The organism is Paraburkholderia fungorum, assembly GCF_902833645.1.
In the GTDB taxonomy this organism is placed as follows: domain Bacteria; phylum Pseudomonadota; class Gammaproteobacteria; order Burkholderiales; family Burkholderiaceae; genus Paraburkholderia; species Paraburkholderia fungorum.
Map to the genome: position 1 here is coordinate 323098 of NZ_CADFGE010000009.1, position 16621 is coordinate 339718.

The window sequence follows — 16621 nt, forward strand, 5'->3', positions numbered from 1 at the left end:
CATGAAAAAAATGAGCGATTCGCTGCCCAAGGCCGTACGCGTCCTTTTGGGCGTCGCGGCCCTGGCGGCCGTTCTGGGCGGTTGTGCGCAGCTGAAGGATGCGAACAACGCCGTTAAGGCCGCGACGGACAAGGTCCTGGAAGAGCAGGCGAAAGCGTCGGTACAACAGCCGGTCGTGCAGCGCACGTCTGGCTCATGGCTACTGGGCGACACGGTGCAGGTGGACCCGGAGACGTCGCCGATTCTGAAGCGTCAGATCGGGTGGGCGCCTCCGCAGAAAGTCACTTTGGCCGAACTTGCCGCGTATGTCACGAAGCAGGTCGGCTTGCCGGTTGATATCTCGGAAGTGCAGCGGGTGGGCGGTGCCAGTGTCGCAGACATGCTCAATGTGAGCACGGGGACGACTAGCACATCTCAGCTGCCATTGCCGGCCGGAATGATGAGTGCCGCGGGCGTAGCTTCGACCAAAGGGGGGAGTAGCCAGTCGTCCGGCTCACTTCCACTGATGCAGTTGTCTTATCAGGGAGACGTGAAAGGTCTGCTGGACTTTGCGGCTAACGAAGAAGGTCTTTGGTGGAAGATGGACGATGGCGCGGTTGAGTTTTACCGCACTATCACGAAGACCTTCTACATCCCTGCGATCAATCGACACTCATCTGGCACGAACTCGATCGTTGCGCAGTCGGGGCCAGGGAGCCTGAGTAGCAGCGTATCTGGGACCGCTGGCGGCGGTAGTTCGAACGCCCAGACGACAGGGAGTTCGAACGTACAAGACTCCTACGACATTGACGTATGGAAGACGATCGCAAACACAGCGAAGACCGTCGCTGGCGAGAGCGGGGGCGGAGCCGCGGCGATAGCCATTGAATCCTCGCTTGGCAGCATTACAGTCACGGGCTCGCCGACTCAAGTCAAAAATGTAGAACAGTGGGCAAGGGGACTCGCAGATAAGTTGAGCCAGCAGGTGATGGTCACCGTCTCGGTGTACTCAGTGGATCTGTCGAATGAAGACAATTACTCGTGGAGCCCGTCTCTTCTTTATCAGAAGCTCTCGAGCGTCTACGGACTCAGCTTGACCCCTGCTGGTGTTCCGGCAATTACGAGCGCGCTTTCACCAATGGTCCTTTCAGGTTCGGCCACCGGCGCCAACTCAAGCCTCAACGGTTCGAAGCTTGCGATCAGCGCGCTGTCAACGCTGGGGCGCGTATCGGAAACGATGAACCAGTCGGTCGTAACGCTGAATGGTCAACCGGCCCCGATGCAAATCGCGAATGAAGTTACGTACTTGGCCTCGAGCGGGTCAACTGTCGCGGCAAATGTGGGCACCACGTCGACGCTGACCCCTGGCGTTGTCACGACCGGGTTTACTGCAATGTTCCTTCCGCAGATCGTGAACGGAAGGGTACTTCTCTCGATGGACATGACGAACTCCGTCCTGAACAGCATTAATACGGCTACAAGCGGCGGATCGAGTATTCAAACTCCTAACGTGTCGAGTACGACGTTCCAGCAGAGCGTTTCCCTTACACCAGGCCAAGCGCTGATGCTCGCCGGTGTGCAGCAGGACAATTCAGCGGTGAACAACAGCGGCGTGGGTTCACCGTACAACGTGTTGCTGGGCGGTGGTGTAGACGGGACGCGAGACAAGAAGCTGATCGCAATCGTGATCACGGCGCACGTTCTGTAAGGAGAGCATTGAAATGGACACTCGCTATAGGACCTGGTGCGTGACGTTGGGGTCTCGCGCAATCTGTACGGCAGCAATGTTGGCGCTGACTTGTACTGCTTCGTTAGCGGTACCGGAGATTTCCGCCGATTGGGACGTTGGCACGCCGCAGCCCGCGGCAGCGCCGGGTGCATCAGGTGTCTCGGTGGTTGCGTCAGCAGCCGCAGTGGTACAGACGGGAGAGTCGCGCGTTGCACTCACGCAGGATGTAACCCCCGCGGTGCACAAAGACGGCCAAAACCGTTTGGGTGCACAGGGTTCGAGCCCACCGTCGAAAGACAGAGGTGAAGACTACCAAATGCCGACGTGGAGTTCCTACTACGGTTCTGTGGACGCCATCAGGGCAGACACGCAGAAGGCGCAGGCCGAACTGGACAACCTGAAAGCCCACCACGCCCTCGATCAGGCGCGCAGCGGCGTATTCGATCAGAACACGTCCGGATCGACATCGCCGATGGGATCGTCGCTGCTGCCGATGGGGATGCCAAGCGCGAATTCAGCTTCGGCCGTCGTATCGTCCGCGCACAGCCCGCTGGTACGGGAAGTCAGCATGGTCGACGGTCGTTGGACGGCCACCATTCTAATGTCGACTGGAGCCCGGCTCACGGTGCACCAAGGCGAAACGGTTAGCGGGCTAGGCAAAGTCGAGAGCATCGGGCTTAACAACGTGCAGATCTCGACGGGCGGAAAAACCTCATCGCTAGAATTCGCGGGCGACAGCATCGCTGAAACGGCACCTACAACCCCGGGACCACATGGAGTTACGGCTCCCGTGCCCTTCGGTATGCACTGATCCGGTCAATAGCCGACTCCACACCATGTACGAAACCCTCACTGCCGACGAGCGACAGCTTAGCAACCACGCTCCGAATCCATCCCGGACTTTTAGGTCCGAGATCATCCCCATCTTGGGTAAGAAATGGCTGCTCGGAATGCGCTGGCGGTCCTTCGAGTCGGTTCCTGATCGAGCGGATATCGAATCAGATGCGGAGGTCATGAGCGCCGATTGGATCGCACGTCGCGTAGGCGAAGAAGCGATTCAGGTCGGTTATTGCTCCGCATTCGGTACCGGCTGGCCGCGGGGGATCTATAGCCTAGCAGCATTGCTGGCTGATTCGCACAAGGTGCCTTGGGCCGGTGCGTTCGACTTGGGTAACGGCCTGTACTGGTATATCTCGGTCCGAGATAACTACCAGATGATGCCGGACGGCGACGTCGTCGGAACCTTTGAGGACGTCCAGACGGTTCGTACTGAACATGCCTCACTAGAGGATTTCACTCACGTTGAAGGCACATTAGAGCAACTCGAGGAGTTGATCCAACGAGCCAAGGCCAAGAAGACGCCGCTGGAGTCGCTAACTGCGTCACGACTTTCGCTGCCGGTGACGATCGCCATCGCAACGGCAGTCGCGCTGGCGATAGGTAGTTACTTTGGCTATAGCTATTTCCAGAAGGATCAGGAGCAGAAGCGGCAAATCTTAATGCGGCAAGAGATCATGAAAAATGCGATTGCAGCCCAGCAAGCAGCCGCTCCAGATCTGGAAAAGCTCTTGCGATCAAAGCCTGATTGGGACGTCTGGTTGACTGCTTGTCGCCGCGCTGCATATTCGCAGCCACTGTGGGCAAGAGGTTGGCAGTTGAAAGGCTTGGACTGCTCGGCAGGGAGTCTGAAGACCACGTGGAAGCGTGGCCCTGAGGCGACGATCGCGTACATGCCGCCCGGTGCGGTGGCGTCCGATGACGGCGATAGCGCTACTGTGCGTACCGCGCTGCCGTTGCCATCCGGAGTTGAAGGAAGCGATGACGCCTCGTCGCTCCGAGATGCCGAATCGCGCTTGATTATTTGGGCCCAACAACATGCGATTCGGGTCAACTTGGCAGCAACGGCGCCGTCACCTCAACCGAAAACAAAAGTGGGGAAAGGCGAAGCCGCACTCGGTCTGCAGCCGCCGGCGCCGATTCCGCAAGCGACCGTCTCCTTTAGCGTGCCAGTTGCGCCTTTCGCTCTGAATTTCGAGAGTGTCCCGGGCTTCCGTTTTACTGAGGTAAGCGTCGAGGACGTGGCGGGTAGTGAGTCATCGAACCAGTGGAAAATTACCGGGGTGGTGTATGGACGACCGAACTAAAACTGGGCCGATGCGAGGGAAGCTTATTGCACCTCCCGAGAATCTCGAGCGGGAGATGGCTTTTTCCCATACGGACCTCAAAGTGTGGGTGCCGAGGCATATCGCGGCGCAGCCGCTCTACCGCTCTTGGCTCGAGCGCAATGAGTTCAACGGCTACCGGATCAAACAGGAGATAGTCGAACTTGCGGAAGTCATCCGTCTGCGGGACGCGCAAGGTCTTCGCTTTGTGAAGCGGGAGTCTGTCGAACAAGGTACGGGTAACCGCGACGAGGCGATCGAGCTCATCGAGACGGCGGCGTACTACCGGGCCTCGGACATTCACTTTCTTTTGCGTGGTCAGCACGCGATCGTGCAACTCACCGTGGACAACGACCTCCGCCATTTCCGTGAGTACCCTCAGGAAAAGGCTCTTGTGCTGCTGCGGGCTATTTGGCAAGGACTTGTAACGACGGGCGATTCGTCATGGAAGGACCTCGAGCGCCAGAACGCGCAAGTGACCGGCGACAAACTGAGCCCTGACGCAGGCATTACGTCCATCCGTATTGCCCGCGGGCCGTCTTTTCCCGTTGCCCAAGGCGGACAGTTCATGGTGTTGCGGCTGCAGTATTCGAACACAGTAAAGACCGATCGCCGCCGCGATCTGCCACCATTGAAATTTCCGACCGCACCGGCGGGCGAGTTTCTGCTGCCGAAGATGGGCTTCACGAAGCAGAACCTCGAGAAGCTCAAGCATGTCATGAGCATGCCAGACGGAATCCTCATCATCACTGGCCCGACGGGAGCGGGCAAGTCAACAACGGACTATCAGTTGCGCCAGGAGGAGGCGCGAGTCCGCCCGTACCTGAAGCAAATCATGATTGCGGACCCCATCGAATTTCCGGAGGAGTGGTCGACGCAACTGCCCGTTACGAATGCGTTGGACAAGACTGCCACTGCCGAGCAGTTCGCGGAGGCTATGGCGGCCGCTCTGCGTATGGCACCGAGGATCATCTCGCCGGGCGAGATTCGTGGGGCGGAAGTCGCGCTAATGGCGTTCGAGGCGGCTACCACGGGTCACAAGGTCACCACTACCCTGCACGTTTCGGACGCCTTCCTGTGGCCCGATCGTCTCGAACTCATGGATATCTTGAAGCTGAAGCGGGAAATGTTTTGCGATCCGAAGATTGTGCGCGGTGTCGTTTCGCAGCGGCTGTTGAGCCCGCTTTGCCCGCACTGCCGATTGAGCGCCGCGGACGCGCCAGGTCGGCTGAGCGAGACGTTACTGTCCGCGCTCAGAACTTGGTCGAAGGATGGCGACATCAGCAGCGTTTATGTGCGCGGGGAAGGTTGTGAGCACTGCAACCAGAACGGAACGGGCCAGCGTTTCGGGATCATGGAAGTGGTAGTGACTGACGCTCGGCTCATGGCGGATTTTATCCACAAGGGGACAGCGATCGCTCGCCGAAACTACCATCGGCGCCCGGACGCGGACCCTCCGCTTCTGCAAGCGGCGATTGAGCACGTCTTGTCTGGTCGAGTTGACCCAAACCACGTTCAAGAGATGGTGGACGTTATTGTGCCCAAGCATCAATTCCATGATGTAGTCGACGACATTCATGCGATACCGCGTGAGCATGATCGGTTACTGGAGGTCGTTAATGCTTAATGCCCGGATCGTGAAAGAGGCGCTGGTCGTCCTTGGACTGCGCAAGGGCGCCCCGAAAGATTCGGCCACGTTGCTGAAACATAAGCGAACTGGTTGGTGGGGGAAGCTCTCGGACGCTGCTGACCGCAAGGCGTTTAACTGGAAGACCCGAGAGGCCCTCTACATACACCTTTCGACGCAAGTGGAGAATGGCGTACCGGTTGAGGTTGCACTCGATGGTTTTGCAGAAATCATGCGCAAGCGGAATCGGAGGAGCAGCCACGCGCTCGTGGAGAATGTCTCCCGCCGGATGCGAGAGGGACTTACGCTCAGTCGGGCGATCGCTATCGCGGTGCCGAAGTCGGAAATGGGCATGATTGCCGCCGGCGAAGCATCCGGGAAGCTTGGGTTGTCTCTTGATCTCCTCGTTGAGTCGCACGATCGAGTCGAAGCGGTTGTCCGGGCATATCGTGGAGCTGCGATCCGACCGATCGCCTATCTTGCGATGATGTATGGCGTCATGTGGGCGGTGGGCGCTTATGTGATGCCGACAATCGTACAGGGATTGCCCGAAAGCAAGGTTCAGGGCGCTGGCATTGCAATGTACATCGTCGCGGATTTCACGCAGTCGTGGCTGTCCGTTCTTCCGATAATCGTCGCGTGTGTTGTTGGCTACGCCGTTCGGTGGTCACTGCCTCGATGGGTTGGCCCGAAAAGAATCTCAGCCGAAAGATACTTCCCATATTCTTTTTATCGGGACATCGAAGGATTCAAGTGGTTGTCGGCATTTTCCGGCCTGCTCGAGGCAGGGGTTCCGGACGTGCACGCTCTCTCCCGGCAAATGGAGACATCTACACCTTGGATGCGGGAGCGTCTCAAGCACATTCGGTTTCGGATGATGGAAGGGGGTATGAATCTGGCGCAGGCGCTTGAGGCTTCCGGAAACAAAGGGAAGCTTCCGCCTTTCGAATTTCCCAACCCGGAAATCATCGACAGGATCCGTTCCATCGCTGCGTTCAAAGACTTTCATGAAAAGGTCGGGCGGCTAACGGTGAGATGGTCGAGGGAGATCGAACGAAACGCCACGACAAATGCTAAGAAATTCGGCTTTTATGCCGAGATGACGATGTACGCGCTGATGGGTTTCCTGATGTTCTCAATCAACGGTGTAACGACTCAACTCGGGACCTTCAATGGTGGGTGATGCCACCGTTACGACCGGCGTTTTGTTGACTTATGAAGAGAGGGGTGTGCGATGGATGAAATTATGGGCTCGTGGTTCAAATACCTGGTCCGTCTGTTGGGTATCGCGGCAGTGGTCGCGGTGCTCGTATCAATATTTAGCAAGAACAAGGCCGAGACCGAAGTTGCGAACCTGACGCAGTTATCATCGAGTATTCAGAACGCTTATACAGGTCAAACGACGTTCGCTGGCCTCACGACGTCGGTTGCGTCGAATATCGCGCCATCCGCGATGGTCAGCGGAACGACCTTGGTGAACCAGTGGGGCGGGGATGTGACGGTGCAAGTGGATGCGAACTCATCGCAGTTTGACGTGATCGAAGACACGGTGCCGAGCTCCGGTTGTATCGACTTGGTCGAAAAAGCATCGAACTACGTTCAGTTGACGCTTGATGGCACGACCTACACGTCAACAACGCCGCTGTCTCCAGCACAAGCGATCTCGGGCTGCAACTCGGCCTCGACGCAAAATATCACGTTCGTGTTTGGTCATTGATCGGTTTTTGAGGCTGAGGCATGGCGGATACGTTGCACGACATCATCTGGTCAGATCTCTGTGTGAGCAAAGACCCACGACACGGCTGGTTCAAGGCGACTCCTGACTCGATGGTGGCTTCGCCAGTGCCTGCTGCAATGTTTGAGGAGGCGATAGAGTTCTATCGCCTCCTCGAGTCGACGTGGAGAACGCGGGGCATCGACGCGTCGCGATACGGATTTCCAATCGACTGGCCTCCGGAGCACGGAACGCGTCTGCGCGTGAAGCGTATAGGTCTCGCGAACGGTGAGCATGTGTTCATTTGTAGGGCCTTTCGGTTTAAACCTAAGTCGTTCGAAGAACTTAGGATGGTGCCATCCCTCGCGAAGCGTTTGCTTTCGCCGGAAATTAAGAGTGGCATAGGCCTATTCTTGGGGCGCCCAGGCGCAGGAAAGACCACGACCGCCTGCGCGTACATCCGAGAGCGGGCACGGCGTCTTGGCGGGGTGACGTGGACGAGCGAAGGACCAGTCGAAATCGATATTGCAGGGCGACATGAGAACGGGTACATCCATCAATGCGAGATCGACAGCCCGGAGCAGATGGCGGAATCAATTCGCGATCTTGCCCGGGCAACACCAAATGTTCTTTTTGTCGGTGAAGTGCTGGATGACCAGACCGCAGAGGTTGTTGCCCAAGCGGCAAAAATGGGGTTTCTTGTCCTTTGCACCTACCACGGAGCCGACCTCATCAACGGAATCGAGCGGTTCGCTCGGGCCGCGGGCCGGGGTGATGTGTCTCCGCAATTTGTGGAAGCATTCCGCTTTGCCGTGCACCTCGATTTGAGATTGGCCACGCCAAGTGCGCCGGCAAGCACACGGCCAAGTCAAGATAGCTTGATCGGGTCGCTACCGACTGGCAATCCGCCGCGTAGTTTGTCGGTCCGCGCGCTGTTTCTGCCGAACGAGGTCGATGCGGGTCGGGGACATATGAAGAGAGGCGAATTCAGTATGCTGGGCAGCGAAGTCGACCGGCAGAAGGGGGAGCTTCTCAAGGAGTTATCCGAAATGAATTTATCAAAAAGGTGACACCGTGCGATATATGGCTCTCTTCGTCTTCGCGATGATGTCCGTCGCGCTGACGTTGGCACGGCATCAGGCGAGCTCGTCGGTCCCGAATGTACAGGTTGTAAATATCGCCTCTGCAGCAGCACAGTTTTTGAATTACCGGTCTGCCGTGATGGCATTCATGGGGGCAAACCCGACCTACACGGGGACCCTATCCACGAGTCAGTTGGCGCCCTACAACCACGGATTCTCGGCGTCTTTTACGTCGCAATATGCAGCCGGTAACGCGATCTCGGCAATAAGCAACGGGTATGAAGTCACGGTCTATGCCGCGCTGCCAGTCGGGACTCTAGAAACGTTACTCGAGCAAACGGGGGACGACGTCTCGTTTGGCGTATCGGCAGGATCGACGTGGACGTCCAAGGCGCTGGAGGCTGGCGTGGTGCCCACGCCGCAGCCGTTGAACACATCCTTGGCGTCGGCGGGGGACATTGTGTCGGTCTTTGAAAGTAGGAACTAATCATGGATGAAGTTCTCGCGGCGCTGTTCGCTGTCGTCATCGGCCTCGTATATTTTCCGAAGGTCTCCAACGCAGTCGCTGCACAAGCCCACACGATGCGGGACGTCACTACTGCCCGGCAGCAGCAGCTATGGGTGTCGGCCGTCACGAACTACGTGAATGCAAACTTGGCGACGTTAGAGTCGTCGACTGGCGGGACGCCGGCACCAATCACGAGTAACGTGATGTCGACCAGCGGCCTGGGATTGCCGACGGGGTTCACCGGGAAAAATCCGTTTAATCAAACCTGGCAAGCTGCGATCAGCCAGCCGACTGCGGGCAACCTGCAAGTGTTGATCTACGCGACCGGCGGGGACGTCATTTCTGATCAGGAGCTGGGATTGATTGCACGAGCCGCAAACGGGGCCGGAGGGTTGATCCCGTCGAACAACTCCGGCATCTACTCCGGCGCATCCCAGAACGCGTACGGTGCCTTTGGCGCATGGAAGATTTCTACGAGCGGTTATTCGGTGGGCGCGGCGGGCGGTAGTCCTGCAACGCTCCTTATGTTCAGCAATGGAGGCCTACAGAGCAACTATCTTTATCGCAATGCGATTCCAGGGCAAGCGCAGCTTAACGATATGAACACGGCGCTCGGGATGAACGGTAACAACATCACAAACGTAGGCCAATTGCAAGCAAACGCCGGCAATGGTGTGCAAATCGGAAGCTCTTTGTTTTACGGCGACACGGCTAATTCCGCGATCCGACAGAACGGCGCGCTCTTTGTGCAGAATCAGGCAGGCACCGCCGCAGCACCGATCAATACTGGAACGGCAAGTGTTTCGGGGGACGTCAACGCGTCGGGAAGTTTCAATGCTGCCGGGAACGTAACTGCTGGGGGCAGCGCGAGTATCAGCGGAAATATAACCGCCGGCGGCGTGATCCAAGGCGGGCTCCTGTTCTCGACGGGGAACGCCCAAGTTAATGGAAGCATACAGGTTAACGGCAACACTAATACAAGCGGCAACGTTAATGTCGGCGGATATGTCGTCGTGAACGGTGCCGCAAGCCCGGGTGCGGGCTGCCCAGGACCCCAATACATCGGCCAGGGACCCACTGGGCCACTTCTTTGCGAATCCGGTGTGTGGACCGCCGGTGCTCAATTCAATCCGAAGGTCTACGCGTCCGTTAATGGCGATAGTGGAACAATAGGGCCATATAACTGGTGTTTCATGATGGATGCGACCGTTACCGATACGAGCGCCTTTGGGAGTGTGGGCGTTACCTTGATCGCCGACGGCGGGGCTGGAAATCGCTTTTTCAATGTACACAACTCCCACGCCGGCGTAACAAACCCGATCATCTATGCATGCTTTTAGCCGGGTCGCAAAGCGTTTGTTCGCCGGCTAGGCGCCGAATATCTCTCGTCCCGCTTCGCGCTGCGCCAGAACGCGCGCGCACTGACGTCGCAGCCCGCAACGTTACGGGCGACCACACTCTTGACCACATCGACGGCGTGGCAAACCTTGTTGCTACACCACCGGTGTTTGCGACCGACGCTGTTTGGTTTGGGTCTTCCGTAAGCACCTGACTTCCTTGCCTCGCGTGCTTGCTTTTCTTAGATGCTCCGCATAGTGACCGGACGCACTCTCCGTGATTACGTAAAGTCTAAACATGTCGCCCAGGTGCCGAAGGATGCCCCTTGGCATCCGGACCCGGTGTTGCAAGTGGAAATATTCCAATCGTACTGTCCGCTAGAGTTCGGCCCAGAAGCCGGAACGACTTCTGGGTCAACATTCTGATACGTGTCGTACTGCGTGAGCGCACAGTAGGCATGCCACCCAATGTCCCACGTTCCGTTTGCAGCGGGAAATACAAATTGCGCAATCTGAGGCGTCTTAGAACCAGTTGTCCACACACCGGATTCGCAAAGCGTTCTGGAGCCCAGCGCACATACGGAAACGGCCGCATGGAGCGGCCGTCAAAGCGAATAGGAAGAAGCGTCCCCGGTCTGGACAACCATGTCCTTATCTAGTCGATCATCACGCGCAGATCTACGCTCGACGCGACGGCCCGGACGACCTTGTGTGTCCCATGGCCAGCGTTTGGCGCAATCTCAACAGATACGAGCCCTGCGGCCACCAATGCGTCGATGTCGCGCTTCACCGCACTGCGATCACGATGCAGCCGCTCGGCGATGCCCGTGATCGATGCTGGCTCCGCCTTCACCGCGCGGAAGACGCCGATGCGCGCCTGCGTCAGCAGCTGCGCAACGTCGGCTGGGTCCTCGAACGTGATGATGCGCGTTTCAGTGAGTGGCTCGCCGCGATCGGCGAGGCGCGCGACACGCTTGCCGCGTGCGAAGAAGTCAGCTTCTGTTTCTGTTCCGATGTGGGTTCTGCTCATGATGTGCTCCGCAATGCGGTCCAGTCACGCGCGAACTGGTCCTCGATATCCTCAAAGCTGACGAAGTCGACTGGCTCCACCTGACCGAAATGGTGCCGGTGATGAAAGCCGTGCGCGTTGTCGTAGCCGATCACCCGACCGTTGTCACCGTGGTAGATCTCATGATTGATGTAGGCAAGGTTGTAGCGCGTGACCGTACCGGTCTCGTCCACCCACACCTCGCGGCGCAACTCGCCGTTGCCTCGCCGCTTCGTAATTACGTGCCGTTCGTCGTGGATCTTCCTCTCAGCCATGACGCATTATATCACGGCTGAAAATCCGATAGAAGGGCACCACGCCGCGCTCAGGGTTGCGAATCCGGTGTGTGGTCTAGCGGTGGGTTCAGCTCGTACATCCAGGTCGGCTGGTACAACAACACGCATGAGGCTGGCATCGGGATTGGCTGGTACAAATTCTGTTGGATAAGCGGCGTGAACGGGCCGAACAACAACGGAGGTGTCACGCCCTCGGGCCAGTCTGGCGACCTCTTCTACTGGTCTGTCGAAAACAACTCTCCGGACAGTTCGAACATTCTCGTCTCCTGCATGTCGTGACCGTTACAGCGCCTCCGAAGGAGTAAAATCGCCGTTTTTCCCCGAGTTCGAGGATGTACCTTTGCCTGCTATCGACCTGATCCGCAAAATAGTGCCGCGGCGCCTTTTGGTAACCGCACGCCTTCAGGGAATTTTCTTTGGAGAGCACGGCCACATCAAACAAATTAACGGGATGCCCGTAGATGGCGACGGTAAGTTCCAGCCGTGGCTGACCTATCCCCTTATCGAGTACCTGAACGGATTTGACTTCTCTGGCAAAGACGTCTTCGAGTTCGGTTCCGGCGCGTCGACCTTGTATTGGGCTGATCGGGCTCGAAGTGTGACAAGCGTGGAATTCGACCCGGGCTGGTACGAAACACTAAAACCGAAGTTACCCGGAAATGCCACGCTGATCCACGAGAACGACGGACACCGGTATGCGGATGCTCCGAAGACATTCGGCCCCCGCCACTTTGATGTCGTCGTCGTAGACGGTGCTGAACGCTATAGGTCCGCACGCACAGCGATCGATGTGGTCGCTCTGGGCGGCATGATTATCTTGGACAACGCGGAGTGGTATCCGCACACGGCGGACATGATCGCCGACGCTGGCTTTATCGAAATTCGGTTTAGCGGCTTCTCGCCGATTAACGCGTTCACGGCCACGTCGAGCATCTTCCTGAGTAGATCATTCGCATTCCCTCGATCAGGAGCAGCTAGGCTTCCGCCGCGGGGTGGAAGGGCTCTCTCTGATGGAGCGCTTGACGACGGCGCCTGATGCGACTGGAGGGACTCGCCAACGTAGAAGTGGTCCGCGCGGTTTCGAGCCATCGTTCGACCATTTCCTTAGTTAATGTCTCCGGTCCTCGCTGAGAGGATCCAAGCGCATGCTGCAAACTCGCAAAACGCCTGTTCATCTTTCTCCTAACTACCGGCCTGATATCGACGGTCTGCGCGCCATTGCCGTGATCGCGGTGATGCTTTGTCATGCCGGTTATGCGGCGTTCGCGGGTGGCTTTACCGGCGTCGACGTGTTCTTCACGATCTCGGGATTTGTCGTGACAACTTCGCTGCTGGGCGATCTGTCGCGCGACTCGTTTTCGTTCAAGGAATTTTATGCGCGCAGGGCGAAGCGCCTAGCTCCTGCGTTGTATGTGATGCTGGCAGTTACCTTTGCGTTCAGTATCCTCTTTTCGTTTCCAGACGATACTTTCCATCTGGCGAAGAATATTCTTGCCGTTGCGACGATGACATCGAATATTTTTCTGTCGAAGCAGACCGGATATTTCGATGCAGCGGCGGCTGATCAGCCGTTGTTGCACACTTGGTCGCTTTCCGTCGAGGAGCAGTTTTACGTCGTCCTCCCGTTGCTGTTGTACGGACTGCATCGCAAGGCACGAGGCTGGGCGCTGCCGGCGTTCGCCGTGCTTGCCGCAGCATCGTTCGCATACGCGATCTTCGAGGAGCATAGAGCAACAACCGGCGCGTACTACTTCGCGCAAAACCGTGCTTTTGAATTTCTCGTCGGCACGCTGCTCGCGCTGGTTGAATTCCACCGTCAGCCTGTTCGGTCAAAGTGGTTTGACCTGGTCTTTCTTGCTGGCATCGTGACAGTGCTGCTCGGTGTGTTCGGATTCAGCGCGACGACGCAGTTTCCTGGCATCGGTGCGATCGTGCCGTGCGGTGGCGCACTGCTCATCATCTTCGCTGGCCGGCGAGCCGTGGTGTTGCACCGGGTCTTGGCTAACGATGCCGCAGTGTTTATTGGCCGTGTCTCTTACCCGCTGTACCTGTGGCACTGGCCAGTCTATTTCGCGCTCCGGCGACTCGATCTGGCCTCGCCCAAAGGTTACGCTATCGCGATCGGCATAGCCTTCGTGCTCTCCGTATTGACGTATCTATACATCGAGAGCGCTGCACGTCATACCGTCATGCCAGCGCGCCGGGCTTTGCTTTCCTTCCTTGTGCTCCCGCTGCTTGTCTCCGGACTGCTTGCCGGAACCGCGAAGCTTTCCGATGGATTTCTCTTTGCGTACCCCGAGAAAATCCGCAACGACGTCCACTGGTCCGGAGACTCGTTGTTTGATATGCCACGCGGCAAGAAATGCTGGTCCCAAATTGCTGTGACAGATGAGGCCACGTGTACGCTTGGCGATCCCGCGGCGAACGACAAGGCGATTCTTTGGGGCGACTCGCACGCGTATCACCTGATTTACTTCTTCGATCGTCTCGGCAAGGAAAAGCACATTGCGATTCACGATGTCGGCTTCACCCTCTGTCCGCCAATCGAGAACGAGCCCGCGAAGCCCGGATACATGCCGTTTCTCGAAGATCATTTGCATTGCGTCGCCCACGACAAGGCCGTCATGTCGTACGTGCTTTCGCGACCCGACATTAAGATGGTGTTCATGGCGTCTGCCTGGCAAAACTATCAGAACCTGTCGACCGATCCGAACGCAGGCCCGAACGGGCACGGGTTCCTGCCTGGCCAGCTTGAGAACGCGCTGAGCGACACCATCGCGAAGTTGTCGGCCGCCGGCAAACATGTAGTTTTGATGAACGACGTGCCGACGATTCCGATGGATCTGATTAACTGCGACTTTAACAACGATCTTCTTTTCCCAATCCATCGGCACCTTTGCCAGTTCGATGCGTCGATAGCGCGCGAACAACATGCTCCGATCGCTGCAATGCTGCGAAGGATAAGAGAAGGGAACCCCGCTGTAGACATCATGCATACATACGACGTCCCGTGCTCGGAAACCGTGTGTAATCTCAATTTCGATGGATTGCCGATCTACCGGTTTGACGACTATCACCACCTGAGTGCGGCTGGCAGCTCACTTTTGTTTCCCAAATACATGCAACGGCATCCACTGGAATTGCAGGCGATCTTGTCTCGATGAGTTGGGGTTTACCGTCTACGTGCCGTGCGCCTCTTGACCACGTTGCGAATCCGGCGTGTGGTCTGCGGGAGGAGGTGGCCCGGTGAACGGCGAAATGCAGGCCATAAACACAGGGTACGGCGGGTGCTGGACCTTACCTAGCTACGGGACGTGGGAGGTCTGGATCGGCTCTATCAGCTACTGGCCTCCGTCAGGAACAAGCGGCGAAGGCCAACCGTATGCAGCGGGTGTTTATCCGGGCGGAACTGGATGGTGCGGCCAGAATAACGGCTCGACGCACGACCAACTTATTGGCTTCGCGTGGCGTCTGTCCTAGTTGCGAATCCGGCGTGTGGTCGCAAGGGGGCTCTAAGTTCGGTGGAGCGTACTCGTACGTCTATCCGCTGAACGGATCGGCAAATACCGTCGTGCAGTGCGAGTGGAGCAACAGCGTCACAGGAACATGCTCCTGTCCGGCCGGCTACGCCGGCTATTCGGCTGTATCGGGTGAGGGTTATCACAACAACCCTTGGGACGTCTATTTCATGACGGTCATGTGCTTCCTCGGATGACCCGAGCTTCGCGGATCTCATTGCGAATCCGGTGTGTGGTCGCCGGGGGGGATTTCCAATCCCTCGATCGTCACGGCGAACTTCGGGTCGTTCAATAGCAACCGAGACTCTAACGGCGCGGTCTATTGCAATGCGGGGCAGACGATGGTGTCTGGTGGGGTCGCTTGTCCATCGACGGACGGGCTGGCATTTGTCATGTACAGCTACCCGGTCAACAATGGTTGGTACGGCTTTTGTGGCGATGCGAATGGTCAGCTCGAACCTATTACCGTGTACGCGTTGTGTGCCTCTTGATCGGTTTGCGAATCCGGTGTGTGGTCGCCGGGTACTGGATATCTACACTGGTACAACATGGGTGCGTTCCAGAACACGCACGAAACCTACGTCGGCTTAGGGTGGTTCAAGTTTTGTTGGACGTTCGGCGTCAACGGGCCGAACAACAATTCGGGGGTGGTCCCGCTTTCTCAAAACGGAGTCGAGTGGTATTGGGGGGCCGAAAACAACTCCCCGGACAGCTCGGGAATTCAGGTCGGATGCATGGACTAGGCTGTCCGTTGATCCGATTGCGAATCCGGCGTGTGGTCGCAAGGGGGCTCTAAGTTCGGTGGAGCGTACTCGTACGTCTATCCGCTGAACGGATCGGCAAATACCGTCGTGCAGTGCGAGTGGAGCAACAGCGTCACAGGAACATGCTCCTGTCCGGCCGGCTACGCCGGCTATTCGGCTGTATCGGGTGAGGGTTATCACAACAACCCTTGGGACGTCTATTTCATGACGGTCATGTGCTTCCTCGGATGACCCGAGCTTCGCGGATCTCATTGCGAATCCGGTGTGTGGACGGCTGCAGGAACCTTTCAACCTAAATCCTACGGGACTGTGAGCTCCGATACAACCATCGGCCCGTACAACTGGTGTTTCCTGCAAACCTTCGACAACCCGCAAGCGGACGGTACGGGTCTGTGGGAAGTTGCGATCGCGTCTGATGGCGGCCCTAACAACCGTTATTTCTTTCTACATAACTCGAAGGGCGGTGGGGCGATTATTGGCTATATGTGTGTGTAAAGGCGAAGAAGCAGCCAACAGCGCGGACGACGAGCCATCGACGGTAATGGGTTTGAAGTGAGGAGCGGAAGCGCCCATGTCTGATCGTTATTGCAAAGCGTCGAAAGGAAGAAAGCACGCGAGCGAGGGAAGTCAGGTTTTAACGCAAGACCCAAACCAGACAGCGTCGGCTGCAAAGACGGTGGTATAGACGTAGCCAGCAGGACAACCCAGCGCCCAGAACGGAACGCCTTGGCACGCGTTCTCGGTCACGGCTCCATCTGGGTTGGGTACACCGCCGTTGCCGGTAAGTGACACGCTGCCGCACATGGTTCCCGGCGGCGGAGCGCCCGCAGCCGTCCACACACCGGATTCGCAACTAG

The 16621-nt window shown here is 57.5% G+C and carries 15 protein-coding genes; 12 read left to right on the forward strand and 3 right to left on the reverse strand.

The genetic code is table 11. The annotated features are described in order from the left end of the window. Position 1: 1 nt before the first annotated feature. The 9 genes from HWX91_RS27015 to pilV all read left to right on the forward strand — a co-directional run bounded on the left by HWX91_RS27015 (position 2) and on the right by pilV (position 10141). Positions 2-1687 carry a hypothetical protein gene (locus tag HWX91_RS27015; RefSeq protein ID WP_052660657.1) on the forward strand — a complete coding sequence of 562 codons (1686 nt, stop codon included), beginning with the start codon at positions 2-4 and terminating at the stop codon, positions 1685-1687. Positions 1688-2024: 337 nt separating this feature from the next. Beyond that, a complete protein-coding gene (gene pilP, locus HWX91_RS41385; protein ID WP_102857572.1) occupies positions 2025-2519 on the forward strand; it encodes a type IV pilus biogenesis protein PilP in 495 nt (164 codons plus the stop codon). A gap of 25 nt (positions 2520-2544) precedes the next feature. Continuing rightward, positions 2545-3852 carry a type 4b pilus protein PilO2 gene (gene pilO2, locus HWX91_RS27025; RefSeq protein WP_028195392.1) on the forward strand — a complete coding sequence of 436 codons (1308 nt, stop codon included), beginning with the start codon at positions 2545-2547 and terminating at the stop codon, positions 3850-3852. Between the two features lie 55 nt (positions 3853-3907). After that, positions 3908-5497 carry a GspE/PulE family protein gene (locus HWX91_RS27030; protein WP_162181282.1) on the forward strand — a complete coding sequence of 530 codons (1590 nt, stop codon included), beginning with the start codon at positions 3908-3910 and terminating at the stop codon, positions 5495-5497. Continuing rightward, the gene (locus HWX91_RS27035) at positions 5490-6680 is read left to right on the forward strand and encodes a type II secretion system F family protein (protein WP_028195391.1); all 1191 of its coding nucleotides are present in this window, start codon (positions 5490-5492) and stop codon (positions 6678-6680) included. Before HWX91_RS27030 ends, HWX91_RS27035 begins: the two co-directional genes overlap by 8 nt. Before the next feature lie 51 nt (positions 6681-6731). Further along, complete coding sequence (locus HWX91_RS27040; RefSeq protein ID WP_081832981.1) at positions 6732-7214, forward strand: type 4 pilus major pilin; 483 nt, start codon at positions 6732-6734, stop codon at positions 7212-7214. A gap of 20 nt (positions 7215-7234) precedes the next feature. After that, on the forward strand, positions 7235-8281 hold the full coding sequence (locus HWX91_RS27045) for an ATPase, T2SS/T4P/T4SS family (protein WP_028195390.1): 1047 nt from the start codon (positions 7235-7237) through the stop codon (positions 8279-8281). Between the two features lie 13 nt (positions 8282-8294). Then, on the forward strand, positions 8295-8780 hold the full coding sequence (gene pilM, locus HWX91_RS27050; protein WP_028195389.1) for a type IV pilus biogenesis protein PilM: 486 nt from the start codon (positions 8295-8297) through the stop codon (positions 8778-8780). 2 nt (positions 8781-8782) lie between these two features. Next, positions 8783-10141 (forward strand): shufflon system plasmid conjugative transfer pilus tip adhesin PilV, encoded by a 1359-nt coding sequence (gene pilV / locus HWX91_RS27055; protein WP_102857585.1) that lies wholly within the window; start codon positions 8783-8785, stop codon positions 10139-10141. Between the two features lie 652 nt (positions 10142-10793). Here the strand turns inward: pilV and HWX91_RS27060 are convergent. Further along, on the reverse strand, positions 10794-11168 hold the full coding sequence (locus HWX91_RS27060; RefSeq protein ID WP_028200692.1) for an HVO_A0114 family putative DNA-binding protein: 375 nt from the start codon (positions 11166-11168) through the stop codon (positions 10794-10796). Then, positions 11165-11461 carry a toxin-antitoxin system TumE family protein gene (locus HWX91_RS27065; protein WP_028200691.1) on the reverse strand — a complete coding sequence of 99 codons (297 nt, stop codon included), beginning with the start codon at positions 11459-11461 and terminating at the stop codon, positions 11165-11167. Before HWX91_RS27065 ends, HWX91_RS27060 begins: the two co-directional genes overlap by 4 nt. A 361-nt stretch (positions 11462-11822) precedes the next feature. On the opposite strand from HWX91_RS27065, the gene HWX91_RS27070 reads away from it, so the two are divergent. The 3 genes from HWX91_RS27070 to HWX91_RS27080 all read left to right on the forward strand — a co-directional run bounded on the left by HWX91_RS27070 (position 11823) and on the right by HWX91_RS27080 (position 16259). Next, positions 11823-12518 carry an O-methyltransferase gene (locus HWX91_RS27070; protein ID WP_052660654.1) on the forward strand — a complete coding sequence of 232 codons (696 nt, stop codon included), beginning with the start codon at positions 11823-11825 and terminating at the stop codon, positions 12516-12518. Positions 12519-12627: 109 nt separating this feature from the next. After that, positions 12628-14646 carry an acyltransferase family protein gene (locus tag HWX91_RS27075; protein ID WP_028195386.1) on the forward strand — a complete coding sequence of 673 codons (2019 nt, stop codon included), beginning with the start codon at positions 12628-12630 and terminating at the stop codon, positions 14644-14646. Positions 14647-16073: 1427 nt separating this feature from the next. After that, entirely contained in the window at positions 16074-16259 is a 186-nt protein-coding gene (locus HWX91_RS27080; RefSeq protein WP_028200694.1) for a hypothetical protein, read from the forward strand. A gap of 132 nt (positions 16260-16391) precedes the next feature. Here the strand turns inward: HWX91_RS27080 and HWX91_RS40520 are convergent. Next, a partial coding sequence (locus HWX91_RS40520) for a hypothetical protein (protein ID WP_208459046.1) occupies positions 16392-16621 on the reverse strand: 230 nt, incomplete at its 5' end.

Bases quoted from the DNA above. Each gene is read 5' to 3' on its own strand.
- HWX91_RS27075 (WP_028195386.1), top strand. From the start codon at position 12,628: ATGCTGCAAACTCGCAAAACGCCTGTTCATCTTTCTCCTAACTACCGG.
- HWX91_RS27035 (WP_028195391.1), top strand. From the start codon at position 5,490: ATGCTTAATGCCCGGATCGTGAAAGAGGCGCTGGTCGTCCTTGGACTG.
- pilM (WP_028195389.1), top strand. From the start codon at position 8,295: ATGGCTCTCTTCGTCTTCGCGATGATGTCCGTCGCGCTGACGTTGGCA.
- HWX91_RS27015 (WP_052660657.1), top strand. From the start codon at position 2: ATGAAAAAAATGAGCGATTCGCTGCCCAAGGCCGTACGCGTCCTTTTG.
- pilV (WP_102857585.1), top strand. From the start codon at position 8,783: ATGGATGAAGTTCTCGCGGCGCTGTTCGCTGTCGTCATCGGCCTCGTA.
- HWX91_RS27030 (WP_162181282.1), top strand. From the start codon at position 3,908: ATGGCTTTTTCCCATACGGACCTCAAAGTGTGGGTGCCGAGGCATATC.
- pilP (WP_102857572.1), top strand. From the start codon at position 2,025: ATGCCGACGTGGAGTTCCTACTACGGTTCTGTGGACGCCATCAGGGCA.
- HWX91_RS27045 (WP_028195390.1), top strand. From the start codon at position 7,235: ATGGCGGATACGTTGCACGACATCATCTGGTCAGATCTCTGTGTGAGC.
- HWX91_RS27060 (WP_028200692.1), bottom strand. From the start codon at position 11,168: ATGAGCAGAACCCACATCGGAACAGAAACAGAAGCTGACTTCTTCGCA.
- HWX91_RS27040 (WP_081832981.1), top strand. From the start codon at position 6,732: ATGGATGAAATTATGGGCTCGTGGTTCAAATACCTGGTCCGTCTGTTG.
- HWX91_RS27065 (WP_028200691.1), bottom strand. From the start codon at position 11,461: ATGGCTGAGAGGAAGATCCACGACGAACGGCACGTAATTACGAAGCGG.
- pilO2 (WP_028195392.1), top strand. From the start codon at position 2,545: ATGTACGAAACCCTCACTGCCGACGAGCGACAGCTTAGCAACCACGCT.